Origin of the sequence: Streptomyces sp. PA03-5A, from assembly GCF_033792725.1 — a bacterium.
In the GTDB taxonomy this organism is placed as follows: domain Bacteria; phylum Actinomycetota; class Actinomycetes; order Streptomycetales; family Streptomycetaceae; genus Actinacidiphila.
Window position 1 is genome coordinate 1 of the sequence record NZ_JARAVL010000001.1, and the last position, 14,741, is coordinate 14,741.

Consider the following 14,741-nt stretch of genomic DNA (forward strand, 5'->3'; position numbering starts at 1 on the left):
GGTGTGCGCGTCCTGGATATGACGCATGTGCAGTCGGGTCCGTCGGCGACGCAGTTGCTGGCGTGGCTGGGTGCGGACGTGGTGAAGCTGGAGGCCCCGGGGGGTGACATCACGCGGCGTCAGTTGCGGGATGTGCCGGGGGTGGACAGCTTGTATTTCACGATGCTGAACGCGAACAAGCGGAGCATCACGCTGAACACCAAGACCCCGCGCGGGCGGGAGATCCTGACCGAGCTGATCGCGCGCAGTGACGTGATGGTGGAGAACTTCGGGCCGGGCGCGGTGGACCGGATGGGGTTCACCTGGGAGCGGATCCAGGAGATCAACCCGCGGATCGTGTACGCCTCCATCAAGGGCTTCGGGGACGGCCCCTACACCGCGTTCAAGGCGTACGAGGTCGTCGCGCAGGCGATGGGCGGGTCGATGGCCACCACCGGCTTCGAAGGCGGCCCGCCCATGGCCACCGGCGCCCAGATCGGCGACTCCGGCACCGGGGTCCACGCCGTGGCCGGGATCCTGGCCGCCCTGTACCAGCGCACCCACACCGGCCGCGGACAGCGCGTCCAGGTCGCCATGCAGCACGCGGTGCTCAACCTGTGCCGGGTCAAACTCCGCGACCAGCAACGCCTGGCCCACGGACCCCTCGCGGAGTACCCCAACGAGGACTTCACCGACGAAGTCCCCCGCTCCGGCAACGCCTCCGGCGGCGGCCAGCCCGGCTGGGCGGTCAAATGCGCCCCCGGCGGCCCCAACGACTACGTCTACGTCATCGTGCAGCCCGTCGGCTGGCAGCCCCTGGCCGAACTCATCGGCCACCCCGAACTCGCCGACGACCCCGAATGGGCCACCCCCGAAGCCCGGCTGCCCAAACTCGCCAAGATGTTCCAGCTCATCGAGGAATGGACCACCACCCTGCCCAAATGGCAGGTCCTGGAAGAGCTCAACACCCACAACATCCCGTGCGGGCCCATCCTGTCCACCAAGGAGATCATCGACGACGCCAGCCTCAAGGCCAACGACATCGTCGTCGAAGTCGACCACCCCGAACGCGGCACCTACACCACCGTCGGCAACCCCCTCAAACTCTCCGACTCACCCACCACCATCCACCGCTCACCCCTCCTCGGCGAACACAACCACGACATCTACACCACCGAACTCGGCCTCTCCGCCGAGGAGCTGGGCGTGTTGCGGACCGGCGGGGTGATCTGACCGATGGCGGACGCCAGGCGGCGCGAGGACGTACGGTCGCACACCACAGAGCAGCCGGTGGCGGTGCTGGGCACCGCCCACCGGTGGGCCGGGGCAGCCGGGCTGCCCTGACCCGACGCACCACCCGTGACGGGGCCGGGCGCGCGTGAACCGCGCGGACCGGGCCCGCCGCGCAGCACGAAAAGAGCACGGGGGCCGGCACGGGTCGGTCTCCACGGAGACCGACCCGTGCCGGCCCCAGGTCCAGGGGGCGCTGGCCAGACTCTTTCGAGGCAGGGGAATCATGACAATGGCGTCAACGACATCGACGTCCCAACCACCCGTCACCTATCGAGAGGTGACCGACCACAACGGCCGGGTGTTCCGCGTCGGCGAGTCCGACATGGACATCATGGGCCGGAAGCGCAAGTGGATGGTCATCCTGCCGTGGGTAGGCATGATGGGCATCAGTTCGGCGGAGTACGCGTTCGCGTCCGCCGAGGACACGCTCCACACCGCGCACTCGTGGAGCAGCCTGCACATCTTCTGGATGCTCGGGGTCTGGGTGTTCTTCCAGGCCGCGGTGGCCTTCCCGGCGGGCAAGCTCCGCGAGTCCGGGAAGCTGCCGGCGCGCTACGCGATGATGTGCGGCGCCCTGGGCACCTTCCTGGGCTACCTGTCGCTGGCGTACGCACCGCACGTCGTCGTCGCGTACATCGGCTTCGGCATGTTCAGCGGCATGGGCGCCGGCATGGTCTACGCGACCTGCGTCAACATGGTCGGCAAGTGGTACCCGGAGCGGAAGGGGGGCAAGACCGGCTTCGTCAACGGCGGCTTCGCCTACGGCTCGGTGCCGTTCGTCTTCCTCTTCACCGGCTACATGGACCTGACCAACTTCCGCTGGGTGCTGGTCTCGGTCGGTGTCTTCCTCGCGGCGACCGTCGCGGTGGCGGGGTACTTCTTCAAGGACCCGCCGAAGAACTGGTGGCCGGCCGACGTCGACCCGCTGAAGGTGCCCGACGACCCGCGGGCCCGGCGTGCCATGGAGAAGAACCCGCCCGCCGTCCGGCAGTACACCCCCGCCGAGGCGTGGCGGACCGGCCGGGTCGCACTGATGTGGTTCTGCCTGCTGTGCACCTCGGGCGTGAACATCTTCGGCATCGCCTTCCAGGTCGACATCGGTGAGGAGGCGGGCTTCGCCGGCGGGATCGTGGCCACGGCCATGTCCCTGAAGGCGATCGTCAACGGCACGGGCCGCGGCGTCATCGGCTGGCTGTCCGACCGCTACGGGCGCAAGCAGTGCCTGATCTTCGTCTGCCTCGTCCTCGGCCTCGCGCAGTACGGCATCCTGTGGTCGGCGGACATCAAGAACCTGCCGCTGTTCCTGATCTTCTCGTCCATCTCCGGGTTCGGCGGCGGCGCGATCTTCCCGATGTTCGCGGCGATGACGGCCGACTACTTCGGTGAGAACAACAACGCGTCCAACTACGGCCTGGTCTACAGCTCCAAGCTGGTCTCGGGTCTGCTCGGCTCCGGCATGGGTGCCTTCGTCGTCAGCCACTGGGGCCACAGCGGGGCGTTCACCCTCGCGGGTTCGATCTCGCTGTTTGCCGGCTTCGTCGCGCTCTTCCTCACCCCGCCGGGACGTCCGAGGAAGAAGGACATCGAGCCCAATCCGCAGCCCATCAGCAGGGAGGCGATCTGACGTGACCGCCGGAGAGCACCCGGGGCTCCGGCACGGCACCTCGTGCCCGACGACCGGGTGTCCCTCCCGTCCGCCGCGGCGTCCCCGGACCACCCCCGTGTCGTAGGGGGCCGTGCCGGAATGACGTGGGCCTCAGCCGTGGGACGCCACGGCTGGGGCCCACGCGGCTGTCCGTCAGCCCGAGCGGTCGGCGGCGATCGCCTTGTGGTGCCGGATGACCTCTTCCACGATGAACTTCAGGAACTTCTCCGCGAAGGCCGGGTCGAGGTGCGCCTCCTCGGCCATCCGGCGCAGCCGGGCGATCTGCTCCGCCTCGCGCCCGGGATCGGCGGGCGGCATGTTGTGCGCCGCCTTGAGCTCACCCACCTGTTGGGTGGCCTTGAAGCGTTCCGCGAGGAGGTGCACCAGGGCCGCGTCCAGGTTGTCGATGCTGCCGCGCAGGTGGCGCAGCCGCTCCAGGGCGGCTGTGTCGTCCGCGTGTCCGTCGTCCATCCGCCCAGCCTAACCAGCGGGACGCCGATCAGTCGGTACGTCCCGTCGCGGCGACGGTGACGCCGAGGCCGATCATCGCGAGGCCGCCCGCACCGCCGACCAGTGACAGGCGGCGCGGGGAACGGGCGAACCACGAACGGGCCGCGGCGGCGACCAGGCCCATGGTGCTGTCCGAGACGAGGGCGATCGCGTTGAAGACCAGTCCGAGCAGCAGCATCTGCACGGTGACGTGACCGGCCGGGCGGTCGACGAACTGCGGCAGCACCGCCGCGTAGAACACCATCGTCTTGGGGTTCGAGACCCCGACCACGAAGCCCTCGCCGAGCGTGCGCAGCGCGCCGCGCGCCGCCCCCGCGTCCCCGGACACCATGGCCAGGGCCCCGCGGTGCCGCAGCGCCTTGACCCCCAGGTACACCAGGTAGGCGGCGCCGGCGAGCTTGAGGGCCGCGAACAGCAGCGCCGAGCGCTCCACCACGGGGCCGACGCCGAGGGCGACCGCGACCACCAGGACGTAGGAGCCGAGCGTGTTGCCGGCGACGGAGGTCAGCGCGACACGACGCCCGTGGGCGAGCGCGCGGCCGATGACGAAGAGGACGCTGGGGCCGGGGATCACCACGAGCACCAGGGATACCAGGGCGAATGCCGCGAGTCGGTCGATGGACACCATGCCCGGAGGCTAATCGGGTATATCTTCCGGCGCACCGCATTAAGCGCGGGGTCTAAGGAGGCGGGATCGATCATGGGCGAGCCGCAGGGCGAGCAGCTGGAGGCCGTACGGGCCCGGCGGGAGGAATTGCGCGGGAGGTACCTGCGGGAACCGGCGGAACGACCGGCGACGCGGGCGGCGGGGGTGCACCACGTCGCGTTCATCTGCCGCGACGTCGAGGAGACCGTCCGCTTCTACCAGGAGTTCCTGGGCTTCCCGCTGGTGGAGCTGGTGGAGAACCGGGACTACGCGGGCTCCAGCCACTTCTTCTTCGACATCGGCCACGACAACCTGCTGGGGTTCTTCGACTTCCCCGGCCACGAGCACCCCGAGCAGCACGAGACGATCGGCGGACTGCAGCACCTGGCGCTGTCGGTGACCGGCGAGCAGTTCACCGAGGCGAAGCGCCGGCTGGACGAGGCCGGGGTGGAGTACCTCGGGCCGGACCGCGGCGTGGAGGACAGCCTCTACATCCGCGATCCCAACGGGGTCAACGTGGAGCTGTACCGCGAGGACCTCGGCCACTTCGACGGCAAGCCGCTGCTCTGAGCCCGCGGGGCCCGGCGGGGCGGGGCGGGGTCAGTCCTCGTGGGAGCGCTGGTGGTACGAGGTCCTGGTGTGCTCGGTGTGGGCGCGCATGACCTGCTGGGCGCGCTCCCCGTCGCGGTCGGCGATCGCCGCGATCAGCTCGCGGTGCTCGACCCACGACTGCATGCCGCGCTGCCGGGCCACCGGGGTGTAGTACCAGCGCACGCGCCGCTCGACCTGCCGGGCGAGTTCGGCGAGCACCGCGTTCCCGGCCAGTTCCATGACGCAGGCGTGGAGGGCGGCGTTCGCCGCGACGACCGCGTCGACGTCGTCGGCGGCGACGGCCGCCTCGCCCGTCTCGCACAGCCCGTCCAGCCGCTCCAGGCCCTTGGTGGTGGCGTTGGCCGCGGCGAGGCGGGCCGCCTCCGTCTCCAGCAGGGCGCGGACGACCAGGAGTTGGTCGGCCTCCTCGTCGGTGGGCTCGTGGACGAAGGCCCCCTGGGCCGGGCGCAGGTCCACCCACCCCTCGGTGTTGAGCCGTTGCAGGGCCTCGCGCACCGGTTGGCGGGAGACGCCGAGGTGGCCGGCGAGTTCGGTCTCCACCAGGTGCTGGCCGGGGGTGAGCGAGCGGGTGATGATCAGCTCGAGCAGCGCTTCGTACACCTGCTCACGCAGGGGCCCCGGACGCTGGAGCTTGGGCACGGATCCCTGCGACAGCCCGCTGGACAGCATCGAGGCCCCAACCTTTCCCGGGGATGATTGGCTTTCGTCTACAGTCTACGCGCGCAGGACCCCGGCGCGGACACCGCACCCAAGCGTGACGCGCTTCACACCGGTGGCGCGGCGCCCGCTATGCGGCGCCGGTGAGCTGGGAGGTCTTCAGGACGACCAGGGTCACCAGCACCAGCAGCACCGCCGCCATCCCGGCCGCCTGCCACAAGGCGCGGTGCCTGCGGGGCGCGTGGGCCAGGACGAGGCCGACCGCACCTCCGGTGAGCAGGCCGCCGAGGTGGCCCTGCCAGGAGGTCACGGCGGCGGAGACCGCCATCCAGACCAGCAGGCCGATGAGGAGCTGACGCCCGCCGACCGGGTCGTGGTGGAGGCGCTTGCTGAGGACGAAGTAGGCCGCGCCCAGGCCGAAGATCGCGCCGGAGGCACCGACGGCGCCGGTGTGCGGGGCGATCAGGTACACCAGCACGGAACCGCCGAGGGCGGAGAGCAGGTAGAGCCCGACGAAGCGGATCCGGCCCAGCTGGGCCTCGACGGCCGGGCCGAGGGTCCACAGCGAGTACATGTTGAACAGGATGTGCAGGATCCCGAAGGTGCCCTGGCCCGGCGGCTGGTGGAGGAAGGCCGAGGTGATCAGCCGGTACCACTCGCCGTGGGCGATGCCGACGGCCTCGAAGCCGGGGTACGCCGAGCCGTCGTACACGTACGCCACGCCGTCGGGGCCCAACAGCCCCTGCCCCAGGGCGTCGAAGCGCGCGACGAGGTCGGAGCGCACCAGTTCGCCGAGGTAGGCGACGACGTTCAGGGCGATCAGGATCTGCGTCACCACCGGCGTGCCCGAGGTCGCCACGCGGCCGCCGAAGACGGTGCGCGCCTGGCGGACGCTCCTGCCGCCCTCCTTCACGCACTCCGGGCAGTGGTGGCCGACCGCCGCCTCGCGCATGCAGTCGGGGCAGATGGAGCGGTCGCAGCGCGTGCAGCGCACGTACGTCTCGCGCTTGGGATGCCGGTAGCAGGTGGTGACCGGCGGCTCGGTGCCCTGATCGGTGTCCGTGGTGCTCACGAGCGCAAGGCCCCCCATGCGGCGTACGGGACGTGGAGTCGCACGTTTGTACCCAGCCCGGGCACGGTGCGTCAAACCACTCCGCTCTGCGCCTCCATGTGCAGGCCGGATGCGCGGTCGGCGAGAACGACGGTGACCACGGTGAGGTCGGCGGCGTCGTTGCCGCCGGGACGCATGGAGATGAGGTCGGCCATGGTGACTCCCGGGCAGATGGCACCGTCCGGCAGTTCGACGACGAGCCGGAGGACGTCGTCCTGCGTCACGCGGACGGTGCCGGTCGCGGGAGGGGCCTGGCCGGCCCCGTACATCTCCTCGTCGATCCGGGCGGTGAGGCCGCGGGCGCCGGCGAGGAGGCCGCCGCCGCGCCCGGCGTGCACCTGCACCGTGACCGCGCCGACCAGCGGGGTCCGCAGCGTCAGCGGGCGCCGGTCCGGTCCCGGCGAGACGGTGAGGCGCACCTTGAAGGTCGGCCTGCCCTTCATCCGGGGCAGGTTGTCCGCGCCATAGCTCCCGATGACCATGGCGCGTGTCACGCCGGGCTCGCCGACCTGCCGCGCGGCGCCCTTGCCGCACTCCCCCGGCCGGGAGACCGCCGCCGCCTCCCGTCGCGGGCCGTTCCCCCAGGCCAGTTGGGCGACCAGCAGGGCCGCGGCGGCCAGCGGGACGCCGATGCGCCACCACGTCCCCCGGCCCACCGAGAACGGGTCCCCGGCCACCGCACACCTCCTCGCCCGGCCGCGTCCGTCCGCGGCCGTCGTACGCCGATGCTATTCCGGGGCTCCGGCCGGTCCCCTACCGTGATGCCGTGACGAGCGACGCATCCGCCGCGGGGATACCGGAGTTGGTGCTGCGAGGGGGCGGCGCGACCGCCCGTCTGCGGGCCGGCGAGGTACTGCTGGACGAGGGGACGGAGCGGCGGCGCATCCCGCCGGCCGCGATCGAGGAGGTCCGTGCCGCCGGGCGGCACGGCCGTACGGTGGAGATCGTCCTCACCGCGGCGCGAGGGCCCGCGAGGGTCCACGCACTGACGCACCACAGCGCCGAGGCGGTCGCGGCCTTCGCCGCCGCCGTCAACTCCGTGCTCCCGCCCCGCGACGCCGACGAGCCGCGGGAGGACGGCGGCACGCTCGTCGAGGTCCTGTCCGTGCCGCCCCCCGCGAAGGACGGGGCGAGACCTGACGACGGGGCGCCGGACGGCTTCTGGACCTACGCCCCGGGGGCCGGCGGCGCCCTGGCCTACCTCGCCGTGCTGGTCTGGCTGGCCGTCACCGGGGACGGCGCGGCCGTCGCGAAGTGGGCGCTGGGCGCCGCTCCCCTGCTGGCCGCCGGGGGCTTGCTCCACGGGGCATGGGGGTCCGCGCGGGACGCACGGATCCTGCGCCGGCGCGGCATCACGGTGGTCGCCACCTTCGACCGCAGGCAGCGGCACGGCGGCCGCGAACCCGTCTACCGTTTCACCGGCCTCGAGGGCGTGCCCCGGGAGCACCTCGGCGAGGGCAAAGACGTGGACGGCGACCCGCTGCGGGCGGAGATCACCTACGACCCGCGCAACCCCGAGCGGACGACGCGCACGTGGTCCGAGCCCGCGGGGCTGGCGGTCTTGTTCTGCGTCGCCGGGCTCTCGCTGCTCGCCGTGGGGCTGTACCTCGTCGTCGCCGCTTTCGTGGACCTGCCCTTCTCCCCGTGAACTCCCCTCGGCGGAACGGAACTCCCCTCCGCCGGAACGTCGGCCGGGACCGCCTTTACGACCCCTTGACCCCATGGAGACGAATACTGTACACAGTATTCGTCCGGGGCTGAGAACCCAGGGCCGGCGGACTCGTCGAGGTGATCTTGCCGCACGACGGCGCGGTCACCGTGGCAACCTCTGTATCAAGGGCCGATACGGCTTCCAGCACGTACAGAACCGGGACTGATCGACATGGGACGGGTCACCGAACGGCGTCGGGTACTGAGGATCAGGGACGGAGCGGTCGACCACCGGGCGGACACCCTGGTCGCGGAGGAGCCGCTGGAGATCCGGCTCAACGGCAAGCCACTCGCGATCACCATGCGCACCCCCGGGGACGACTTCGCCCTCGCGGCCGGCTTCCTGGTCAGCGAGGGCGTGCTCGGGAGCGCGGACGAACTGGCGAACATCGTGTACTGCGCGGGCGCGACCGTCGACGGGTCCAACACCTACAACGTCGTCGACGTACGTCTCGCCCCCGGCGTCCCCGTCCCCGACATCACGCTGGAGCGCAACGTCTACACGACGTCCTCCTGCGGCCTGTGCGGGAAGGCCAGCCTCGACGCCGTACGCACCACGGCCCGCTGGGCCATCGCCGACGCCTCGCCGCTGCGGCTCGAACCCGCGCTGCTGTCCGCGCTCCCCGACCGGCTGCGCGCCGCGCAGCGGGTCTTCGACCGGACCGGCGGACTGCACGCGGCCGCGCTCTTCACGTCCGAGGGCGAACTGCTCGACGTCCGCGAGGACGTGGGCCGCCACAACGCCGTGGACAAGCTCGTGGGCCGCGCCCTCCAGCAGGGCCTGCTGCCGCTGGCCGGGAAGATCCTGATGGTCTCGGGGCGGGCCTCGTTCGAACTCGCCCAGAAGGCCGTGATGGCCGGCATCCCGGTGCTCGCCGCCGTCTCGGCCCCGTCCTCCCTCGCCGTCGACCTCGCCGCCGAGTCCGGCCTCACGCTCGTCGGCTTCCTGCGGGGCACCTCCATGAACGTGTACGCGGGCGAAGAGCGGATCGCCCTGCCCGCGCCGACGGCCGGGCGGGTCTGACCCGTCCCAGCACGCGTACACGCGTGCGGGACCGGCCGGCGAGGTGCGCCCCCTGCGCCGGCCTGTCCCGCCGTATCCGAGGACCCGAGGTAGACACTGTCCACCTCGAGGTGGACACTGTCCACCATGACCACCGCTCCCCGCGCGCGCCTGCTCGACGCCGCCCTCGCCGTCCTGGACGACGACGGCGTCGAGGGGCTGACCCTGCGGGCCATTGCACGGCGCGCCAACGTGTCGCACGGGGCGCCGCTGAAGCACTTCCCGCACCGGGCGGCGCTGCTGTCGGCCGTGGCCACCGTGGGGTTCAGGGAACTCAACGTGCGCGCCGAGGCGGCCGTACGGGCGTGCCCCGAAGGCGCGCCGGCGGCCGCACGGCTGCGGGCCGGGGCCCGCGGCTACGTGGCGTACGCGCTGGGACGGCCGGCGATGTTCACCCTGATGTTCCGGCACGACCTGCTGGACCCCCGGGACAAGGAACTGGGCCGGGCCGGCATGTCGGCCTTCGACGACCACCTCCTCGTGCTCGTGCGCGCCGCGCAGGCGGAGGGCTGGCGGCCCGGCGCGGACACCCGGGCGCTCACCGGCGCCGTGTGGTCCGGGCTGCACGGTGTGGCGCAGCTGTGGCTGTGGGGCTCGCTGGCCCTGGGCACCGGCGCCGCGTCCATCGACGAAGCGCTCGACGCGCTGTTCACCTCGTTCGACCTCAAGGAACACTGACGATGCATGAGAAGTACGGATTCGACCGCGAGACGGCCGTCACGGCACGTCCGGGCGAGCCCTCGGTCTACGACGCCGAACTCCACGAGGGGTGGCGGATCGGCATGGGCGTCAACGGCGGGCTGCTGCTCGCCCTCGCCGGCCGGGCGCTCGCCGAGGAGCTGGGCGGCGACGGGCAGGGACACCGGGATCCGTTCTCGATCAGTGCCTACTACCTCTCGACGTCGCGCCCGGGCCCGGTGACCGCCCGCACGCAGACCCTGCGCCGCGGCCGCACCGTCTCGACCGGCATGGTGTCCCTGGAGCAGGAGGGCGAGGAACGGCTGCGGGCGGTGGCGACCTACGGCGACCTGAACGGCCACGACCACGCGGGCGACGTGCGCACCTCCGCCACTCCTCCGCAGATGCCGCCGCCGGAGAAGTGCGTGGGGACCGACGTGGCGCCGCCGGAGTTCCTGAAGATATCCCCGATGCTGGAGCGCATCGAGCTGCGGCTGGACCCGGACACCGCAGGCTGGGCGGTCGGCGCCCCCTCGGGCCGCGGCATGGTGCAGGGCTGGCTGCGGATGCCCGACGGCCGCGAGCCCGACCCGCTGATGCTGCTGCTCGCCGTGGACAGCCTGCCGCCGGTCAGCTTCGACCTCGGCGTCCCGGGCTGGGCCCCCACGCTGGAGCTGACCGCCCACGTGCGGGCCACGCCCGAGCCGGGGTGGCTGCGGCTGAAGCACTCCACCCGGAACTTCGCGGACGGCTACATGGAGGAGGACGCCGAGGTCTGGGACTCGTCGGGCCGGCTCGTGGCCCAGTCCCGGCAGCTGGCGCGGGTGCGGCTGCCCGAGGGCGCCGCGTAGCGGCCGCGTGCCGCGGGCCGTGCCCTCCGGGGGCGGCCGTGCCGACCAAGGGGTGCGCCGTCAGTGCAACTGCGCCTGCCAGTCCTCGGGGACCTTGCCCGCGGGGCCCGGGGAGGGCTGGCCCTCCGGGCGCGAGTTCGGCGGGGACAGCGCGGGACCGTCGTAGTACTGCTCGGTCTCGACGTTCCAGAACCAGTCCTCACCGGGCTCGTAGCTGGTGATGAACGGGTGGCCCTCCTCGAGCGCGTGCCGCGTGGCGTGCTGGGAGGGCGAGGAGTCGCAGCAGCCGATGTGCCCGCACTGCGCGCAGCGGCGCAGGTGGAGCCACCAGCCCGGTCCCTGACCGGCACCGCAGTCGGCGCAGCCGGCGCCGCTCGGCTCGGACGTGGGGTCGATGCCGGGGATCGTGACGTCGTCCGCCATGGTGGACCCGCCTCCTTAACCGCGATCACGTTCTCCTGGCATGCTAACCGCCCTCACGTGCCGCCACCGGCCGAAGCGGGACGGCCCCCTCGCCCCCCGTGGGCCCCGGTCCGCGCGACACCTACCGCTTCCCGGGGCGCCTCAGGACGATGCGGGGATGCCGGACGATGGTCCGCAGGCGCCCCGCGTAGCCGGATCGGCGCAGCCACCACGGCAGCCGGCGCAGCGGCACGTACGCGAGGATGTCGTCATGCGCCTCGGTCCCGGGCGGCAGGCCGCGCAGCAGTTCCAGGCACCGGTCGTCGACGGTGCCGTGCAGACGGGCGACGTGGGCCAGGGCCACGACGCCCTGCCGGCGCAGTTCCTCATGCGGCGCCTCCAGCGCCCGGGCGACGCGCGGCAGGATCGCGGCGGCGTCCGGGTGGTTGAGCGCCAGCCCGATGACCGCCACGCCCACCAGCGGCTCCTCGCGCGCGAAGGCCGCGTCCACCTCCTCGGGCCGGTCGGTCCCGAGCAGCACAGCGGAGTCCGCCCAGTTCATGCCCCGCCCGGCCGCCGCCCGCCCGACGAGGAACTCCCCCCGCCCGGCGGCGTCCGGTTCCCCGCGCCGTGCCCCCTCCAGGTACGCCCAGACCCGCCCGGCCTCCGGACCCGCGTCGGCGGCGACCTTCCGCCACACCTGCGGCTCCGCCTCCATCAGGGCGGCGAACCTCCCGCCGAACTCCCCCAGGTCGCACCGGCGCAGGAACGCCAGCCGTCGCGCGTCGGCGTCCGTGACGCGGCCGGAGGCGTAGCCGACGGCCAGTTCGCCGGGTTCCAGCGCGACCGCGAAGCGGACGAACTCGGCCGGTATGGAGGCGGGGTCAGCAGTCACGAGCGCCGAGGCTAGTCCGTGGGGCGCAGTGCCGGAGCGCCGTTTTCTTCTGCCTCCGGCGACCGCCCGGCGCGACGGACACGGAGTGGGGCCGCGCCGGGTGCGTCGCGGCGCGTCAGCGACCGTCCGTCAGAACGCCGTCCAGGGCACGCGCCAGGCGGTCGAGCCACTCCGCGGCCGTGCCGGTGACATGGGGGTGGGCGGCGCGGAAGGTATCCCAGTCGACGGAGTGCGGGGCGACCTCGGTGAGGCGGGGTGCGGAGGCCGGGTGGCCGGGCTCGCGGCTCATCACCCGGCGCAGCAGGCGCGGGGAGAGGGCGGTGCCGGGCGCCTCGGCGAGAAGGACCGCGTCGTAGAGGTCCTTGCCCTGGGCGCGGCCCGCGGCGGCGGCGTCGGCCTGCAGCCACAGCAGCTTCCAGGCGAGGGAGAGTTCACGGCTCGCGGTGAGCACCACGGCCGGGGGCCCGCCGTCGCCGCGCGGCACGGCGGTCAGGACGGGCGGCTCGGGGAGCCGTTCGTCGCGGGCGAAGTCCAAGCGCACCTCGCCCGGGGGCAGGCCGTCCGCGTGCCAGGGGACGACCAGGCGCACGCCGGGCGTGTCGTACTCCGCGTAGGTCCAACTGCCGTCGTCGCGGGCGCCCTCCGGGTCGAGGCGTACGCCGGGGGCGGCGTCGGGGTGGGCCCGGACCAGTTCCAGCAGTTCGCCGGGCGGGCCGTCGGAGCCGTCGGAGCCGTCCGGTTCCGGGTCGGCGATCCAGTGCAGGCCCTCGGGCGGGACGTATGCCCGCTGCCCGCCGGTGCCGAACTCCTCGTCGGTCCAGATCTCGGGGCGGACGGCGCCGTCGGCGGCCTCCGGCCACTGCTGCACGGTGGCCCGCTCGTCGACGTACGGGTAGGGGTGGAGCGGGTCGATCGGCACCGCCAGGGAGGGCGGGACGATCCAGTCGAGGTCGGCCGGTTCGCGGGCGGCGGCGCCGACCCAGGCAGGCAGCACCATGCTGCCGCGCAACACGAGGTACTCGCCCAGCGGGGACCGCGCGACCAGGCCCAGCAGGTGGTCCAGGACGGCCCTCCGGGCGGCGGCCGCCGGGTCCCGCTCCGCGGGGGCGGTCACCGGGCCTGCGCCTCGTCGATCCAGCCGTCGTCGAGGGCGGGCCGGTCGTCGTGCACGACGAACTCCTCCTCGACCTCCACCGCCGTGAGGCCCTCCTGCGTGAGGTCCGCGAGGAGGCGGTCGAGCCGCTGCCGCGCCTCGGGGCGCCCGACGTCGCGGCAGCGCTGGGTGACGAAGCGTTCGTGGCCGCGGTCGCCGAGGTCACGGCGCGCGTTGCGGGAGACGTGGGCGGCGTGCCGCCCGGCGATCGCCCGGACCTCGTCCAGGCGGACGGGGTCGGTGATGACGAGCTTGACGTGGTGCTCGAAGTAGCAGCCGGGCGGCAGGGCACGGGCCTGCCCGCGGGTGCGCGGGACACCGGTGTTCCAGGGCGCGGCCTCGATCTTCACGCGCGCGACGCCGATCCCTTCGGCGCGCAGCCGTCCGGTCCACCGGGCGGCGGCGGCGCGCTGCGCGGGCAGGGCGCCGCGGCCGCGCACCGTCAGCATGGGCTGGTCGGGGGTGGCGCCCCGGTCGAGCACGATGCGGGTGTACTTGAGGCCGTTGCGCTCCGCCCAGTGGCGTATCCGCTCCTCGTCCCCGGGCCGCGGCGCCGGCACCGTGAAGTGGGTCTCGAAGTCTCCGGTGAAGTCCGTCGCCGGGGTCCCGGCTACCACGCCGGCCGGACCGGGCCGCCGGGGGCGAGCCGCCCCAGGTCCGCGGACAAGGCGCGCAGCCGGTCCTCGCCGAGCACGTCGGCCCAGGGGCGTACGGCGTCGGCGGCGGCCTGGTCGGCGGCGCGGGTGCAGGCCCGGCCGCGGTCGGTGAGGACGACGAGCCGGGCCCGCGCGTCGTCCGGGTGGGGGCGGCGTTCGGCGTAGCCCTTGGCCTCGAGTTCGTCGACGAGTTGCCCGGCCGCCTGGCGGGTCACCCCGAGGTGCGCGGCGAGTTCGGTGACGGTCGCGCCGCCGGCCGCCATCCGGGCGAAGGCGAAGCCGTGGGCGGGGCGCAGGTCGTCGAAGCCGCGGGCGACGACGCCGTCGTGGATGGCTGCGGTGAGGGCGCCGGCGGCGGCGAGCAGGTTGACGCCCAGGGCCATGGCCAGGGCCTCTTCGTCCTTCATGCGGCCACCTTGACACAGTGCGCAAGCAGCTTGAGCATATGGGCAAGCAACTTGCTCAAGTTGCTTGCCCATCGGGGAACAGGAGCCCGTATGCCCGTCGTCCGTTCCGCCGACGCCGTCGTCCACGACCTGCACGGCGTCCGCTTCGTCTCGTACGCCAGCACCGCCACCGGCAGCACCGAACTGTGCGCGTGGCGCGGTGAGGTACCGGCCGGGACCGCCGGTACCTCGCACACCATCAGCCGCGAGGAGGTCTTCCTCGTCCTGTCCGGCAGCCCGCGCCTGACCATCGACGGCGAGGCGTACGACCTGTCCCCCGGCGACGTCGCCACGGCGCCCGCCGGTTCCCGCCTGGCCCTGGAGAACCCGGGCGAGGGCCCCGCCTCCGTCTGGGTGACCACCGGCGTCGGTCTGGAGGCGGTGCTCGCCGACGGGTCGCGGATCAGCCCGCCCTGGGCCCGCTGAACCCGCCG

The 14,741-nt window shown here is 73.1% G+C and carries 18 protein-coding genes; 8 read left to right on the forward strand and 10 right to left on the reverse strand.

What is annotated here, in order from left to right:
• Positions 1-1,212 (forward strand): formyl-CoA transferase (frc, locus tag PV410_RS00005; protein ID WP_500321482.1); only part of this gene is annotated, 1,212 nt, incomplete at its 5' end.
• Between the two features lie 289 nt (positions 1,213-1,501).
• Positions 1,502-2,896 carry an OFA family MFS transporter gene (locus PV410_RS00010; protein WP_500321483.1) on the forward strand — a complete coding sequence of 465 codons (1,395 nt, stop codon included), beginning with the start codon at positions 1,502-1,504 and terminating at the stop codon, positions 2,894-2,896.
• Between the two features lie 174 nt (positions 2,897-3,070).
• On the opposite strand, the gene PV410_RS00015 is transcribed toward PV410_RS00010, so the two are convergent.
• A complete protein-coding gene (locus tag PV410_RS00015) occupies positions 3,071-3,388 on the reverse strand; it encodes a chorismate mutase (protein WP_499514922.1) in 318 nt (105 codons plus the stop codon).
• 28 nt (positions 3,389-3,416) lie between these two features.
• The gene (locus tag PV410_RS00020; RefSeq protein ID WP_500321484.1) at positions 3,417-4,055 is read right to left on the reverse strand and encodes a LysE family translocator; all 639 of its coding nucleotides are present in this window, start codon (positions 4,053-4,055) and stop codon (positions 3,417-3,419) included.
• Positions 4,056-4,127: 72 nt separating this feature from the next.
• Here PV410_RS00020 and PV410_RS00025 point away from each other — a divergent pair, with 72 nt between their 5' ends.
• Positions 4,128-4,643, forward strand: a complete 516-nt coding sequence (locus PV410_RS00025; RefSeq protein WP_499514920.1) for a VOC family protein — start codon at positions 4,128-4,130, stop codon at positions 4,641-4,643.
• Positions 4,644-4,673: 30 nt separating this feature from the next.
• Here PV410_RS00025 and PV410_RS00030 read toward each other — a convergent pair whose 3' ends face one another.
• From PV410_RS00030 to PV410_RS00040, 3 genes are all read right to left on the reverse strand, one after another.
• Positions 4,674-5,354, reverse strand: coding sequence for a GntR family transcriptional regulator (locus PV410_RS00030; protein ID WP_499514919.1), 681 nt, complete (start codon positions 5,352-5,354; stop codon positions 4,674-4,676).
• A 118-nt stretch (positions 5,355-5,472) separates the two neighbouring features.
• A complete protein-coding gene (locus PV410_RS00035) occupies positions 5,473-6,432 on the reverse strand; it encodes a rhomboid family intramembrane serine protease (protein WP_500321485.1) in 960 nt (319 codons plus the stop codon).
• 53 nt (positions 6,433-6,485) lie between these two features.
• A complete protein-coding gene (locus PV410_RS00040) occupies positions 6,486-7,130 on the reverse strand; it encodes a hypothetical protein (RefSeq protein WP_500321486.1) in 645 nt (214 codons plus the stop codon).
• Between the two features lie 89 nt (positions 7,131-7,219).
• Here PV410_RS00040 and PV410_RS00045 point away from each other — a divergent pair, with 89 nt between their 5' ends.
• The 4 genes from PV410_RS00045 to PV410_RS00060 all read left to right on the forward strand — a co-directional run bounded on the left by PV410_RS00045 (position 7,220) and on the right by PV410_RS00060 (position 10,755).
• On the forward strand, positions 7,220-8,101 hold the full coding sequence (locus PV410_RS00045) for a hypothetical protein (protein ID WP_500321487.1): 882 nt from the start codon (positions 7,220-7,222) through the stop codon (positions 8,099-8,101).
• A 234-nt stretch (positions 8,102-8,335) separates the two neighbouring features.
• Positions 8,336-9,187, forward strand: a complete 852-nt coding sequence (fdhD, locus tag PV410_RS00050; RefSeq protein WP_500321488.1) for a formate dehydrogenase accessory sulfurtransferase FdhD — start codon at positions 8,336-8,338, stop codon at positions 9,185-9,187.
• A 126-nt stretch (positions 9,188-9,313) separates the two neighbouring features.
• Positions 9,314-9,904: a TetR/AcrR family transcriptional regulator gene (locus PV410_RS00055; protein ID WP_499514913.1), complete on the forward strand. Its 591-nt coding sequence runs from the start codon at positions 9,314-9,316 to the stop codon at positions 9,902-9,904.
• 2 nt (positions 9,905-9,906) lie between these two features.
• Positions 9,907-10,755: a thioesterase family protein gene (locus PV410_RS00060; RefSeq protein ID WP_500321489.1), complete on the forward strand. Its 849-nt coding sequence runs from the start codon at positions 9,907-9,909 to the stop codon at positions 10,753-10,755.
• Between the two features lie 60 nt (positions 10,756-10,815).
• Here PV410_RS00060 and PV410_RS00065 read toward each other — a convergent pair whose 3' ends face one another.
• The 5 genes from PV410_RS00065 to PV410_RS00085 all read right to left on the reverse strand — a co-directional run bounded on the left by PV410_RS00065 (position 10,816) and on the right by PV410_RS00085 (position 14,268).
• Entirely contained in the window at positions 10,816-11,178 is a 363-nt protein-coding gene (locus tag PV410_RS00065; protein WP_500321490.1) for a UBP-type zinc finger domain-containing protein, read from the reverse strand.
• A 121-nt stretch (positions 11,179-11,299) separates the two neighbouring features.
• Positions 11,300-12,052, reverse strand: a complete 753-nt coding sequence (locus tag PV410_RS00070; RefSeq protein ID WP_500321491.1) for a hypothetical protein — start codon at positions 12,050-12,052, stop codon at positions 11,300-11,302.
• A 115-nt stretch (positions 12,053-12,167) separates the two neighbouring features.
• Positions 12,168-13,166 (reverse strand): nucleotidyl transferase AbiEii/AbiGii toxin family protein, encoded by a 999-nt coding sequence (locus PV410_RS00075; RefSeq protein WP_500321492.1) that lies wholly within the window; start codon positions 13,164-13,166, stop codon positions 12,168-12,170.
• Positions 13,163-13,822 carry a hypothetical protein gene (locus PV410_RS00080; protein ID WP_500321493.1) on the reverse strand — a complete coding sequence of 220 codons (660 nt, stop codon included), beginning with the start codon at positions 13,820-13,822 and terminating at the stop codon, positions 13,163-13,165. The genes PV410_RS00075 and PV410_RS00080 overlap by 4 nt, the downstream gene beginning before the upstream one ends.
• Positions 13,816-14,268, reverse strand: a complete 453-nt coding sequence (locus PV410_RS00085) for a MarR family winged helix-turn-helix transcriptional regulator (protein ID WP_500321494.1) — start codon at positions 14,266-14,268, stop codon at positions 13,816-13,818. The genes PV410_RS00080 and PV410_RS00085 overlap by 7 nt, the downstream gene beginning before the upstream one ends.
• A 90-nt stretch (positions 14,269-14,358) precedes the next feature.
• Between PV410_RS00085 and PV410_RS00090 the strand changes: the two genes are divergently transcribed.
• On the forward strand, positions 14,359-14,733 hold the full coding sequence (locus PV410_RS00090; protein WP_500321495.1) for a cupin domain-containing protein: 375 nt from the start codon (positions 14,359-14,361) through the stop codon (positions 14,731-14,733).
• Positions 14,734-14,741 lie beyond the last annotated feature (8 nt).

What these genes read in the sequence shown, in the direction of transcription:
- PV410_RS00020 (WP_500321484.1), bottom strand. Translation starts at nt 4,055, where the DNA reads ATGGTGTCCATCGACCGACTCGCGGCATTCGCCCTGGTATCCCTGGTG.
- PV410_RS00065 (WP_500321490.1), bottom strand. Translation starts at nt 11,178, where the DNA reads ATGGCGGACGACGTCACGATCCCCGGCATCGACCCCACGTCCGAGCCG.
- PV410_RS00055 (WP_499514913.1), top strand. Translation starts at nt 9,314, where the DNA reads ATGACCACCGCTCCCCGCGCGCGCCTGCTCGACGCCGCCCTCGCCGTC.
- PV410_RS00015 (WP_499514922.1), bottom strand. Translation starts at nt 3,388, where the DNA reads ATGGACGACGGACACGCGGACGACACAGCCGCCCTGGAGCGGCTGCGC.
- PV410_RS00035 (WP_500321485.1), bottom strand. Translation starts at nt 6,432, where the DNA reads ATGGGGGGCCTTGCGCTCGTGAGCACCACGGACACCGATCAGGGCACC.
- PV410_RS00025 (WP_499514920.1), top strand. Translation starts at nt 4,128, where the DNA reads ATGGGCGAGCCGCAGGGCGAGCAGCTGGAGGCCGTACGGGCCCGGCGG.
- PV410_RS00010 (WP_500321483.1), top strand. Translation starts at nt 1,502, where the DNA reads ATGGCGTCAACGACATCGACGTCCCAACCACCCGTCACCTATCGAGAG.
- PV410_RS00090 (WP_500321495.1), top strand. Translation starts at nt 14,359, where the DNA reads ATGCCCGTCGTCCGTTCCGCCGACGCCGTCGTCCACGACCTGCACGGC.
- PV410_RS00030 (WP_499514919.1), bottom strand. Translation starts at nt 5,354, where the DNA reads ATGCTGTCCAGCGGGCTGTCGCAGGGATCCGTGCCCAAGCTCCAGCGT.
- fdhD (WP_500321488.1), top strand. Translation starts at nt 8,336, where the DNA reads ATGGGACGGGTCACCGAACGGCGTCGGGTACTGAGGATCAGGGACGGA.
- PV410_RS00085 (WP_500321494.1), bottom strand. Translation starts at nt 14,268, where the DNA reads ATGAAGGACGAAGAGGCCCTGGCCATGGCCCTGGGCGTCAACCTGCTC.
- PV410_RS00060 (WP_500321489.1), top strand. Translation starts at nt 9,907, where the DNA reads ATGCATGAGAAGTACGGATTCGACCGCGAGACGGCCGTCACGGCACGT.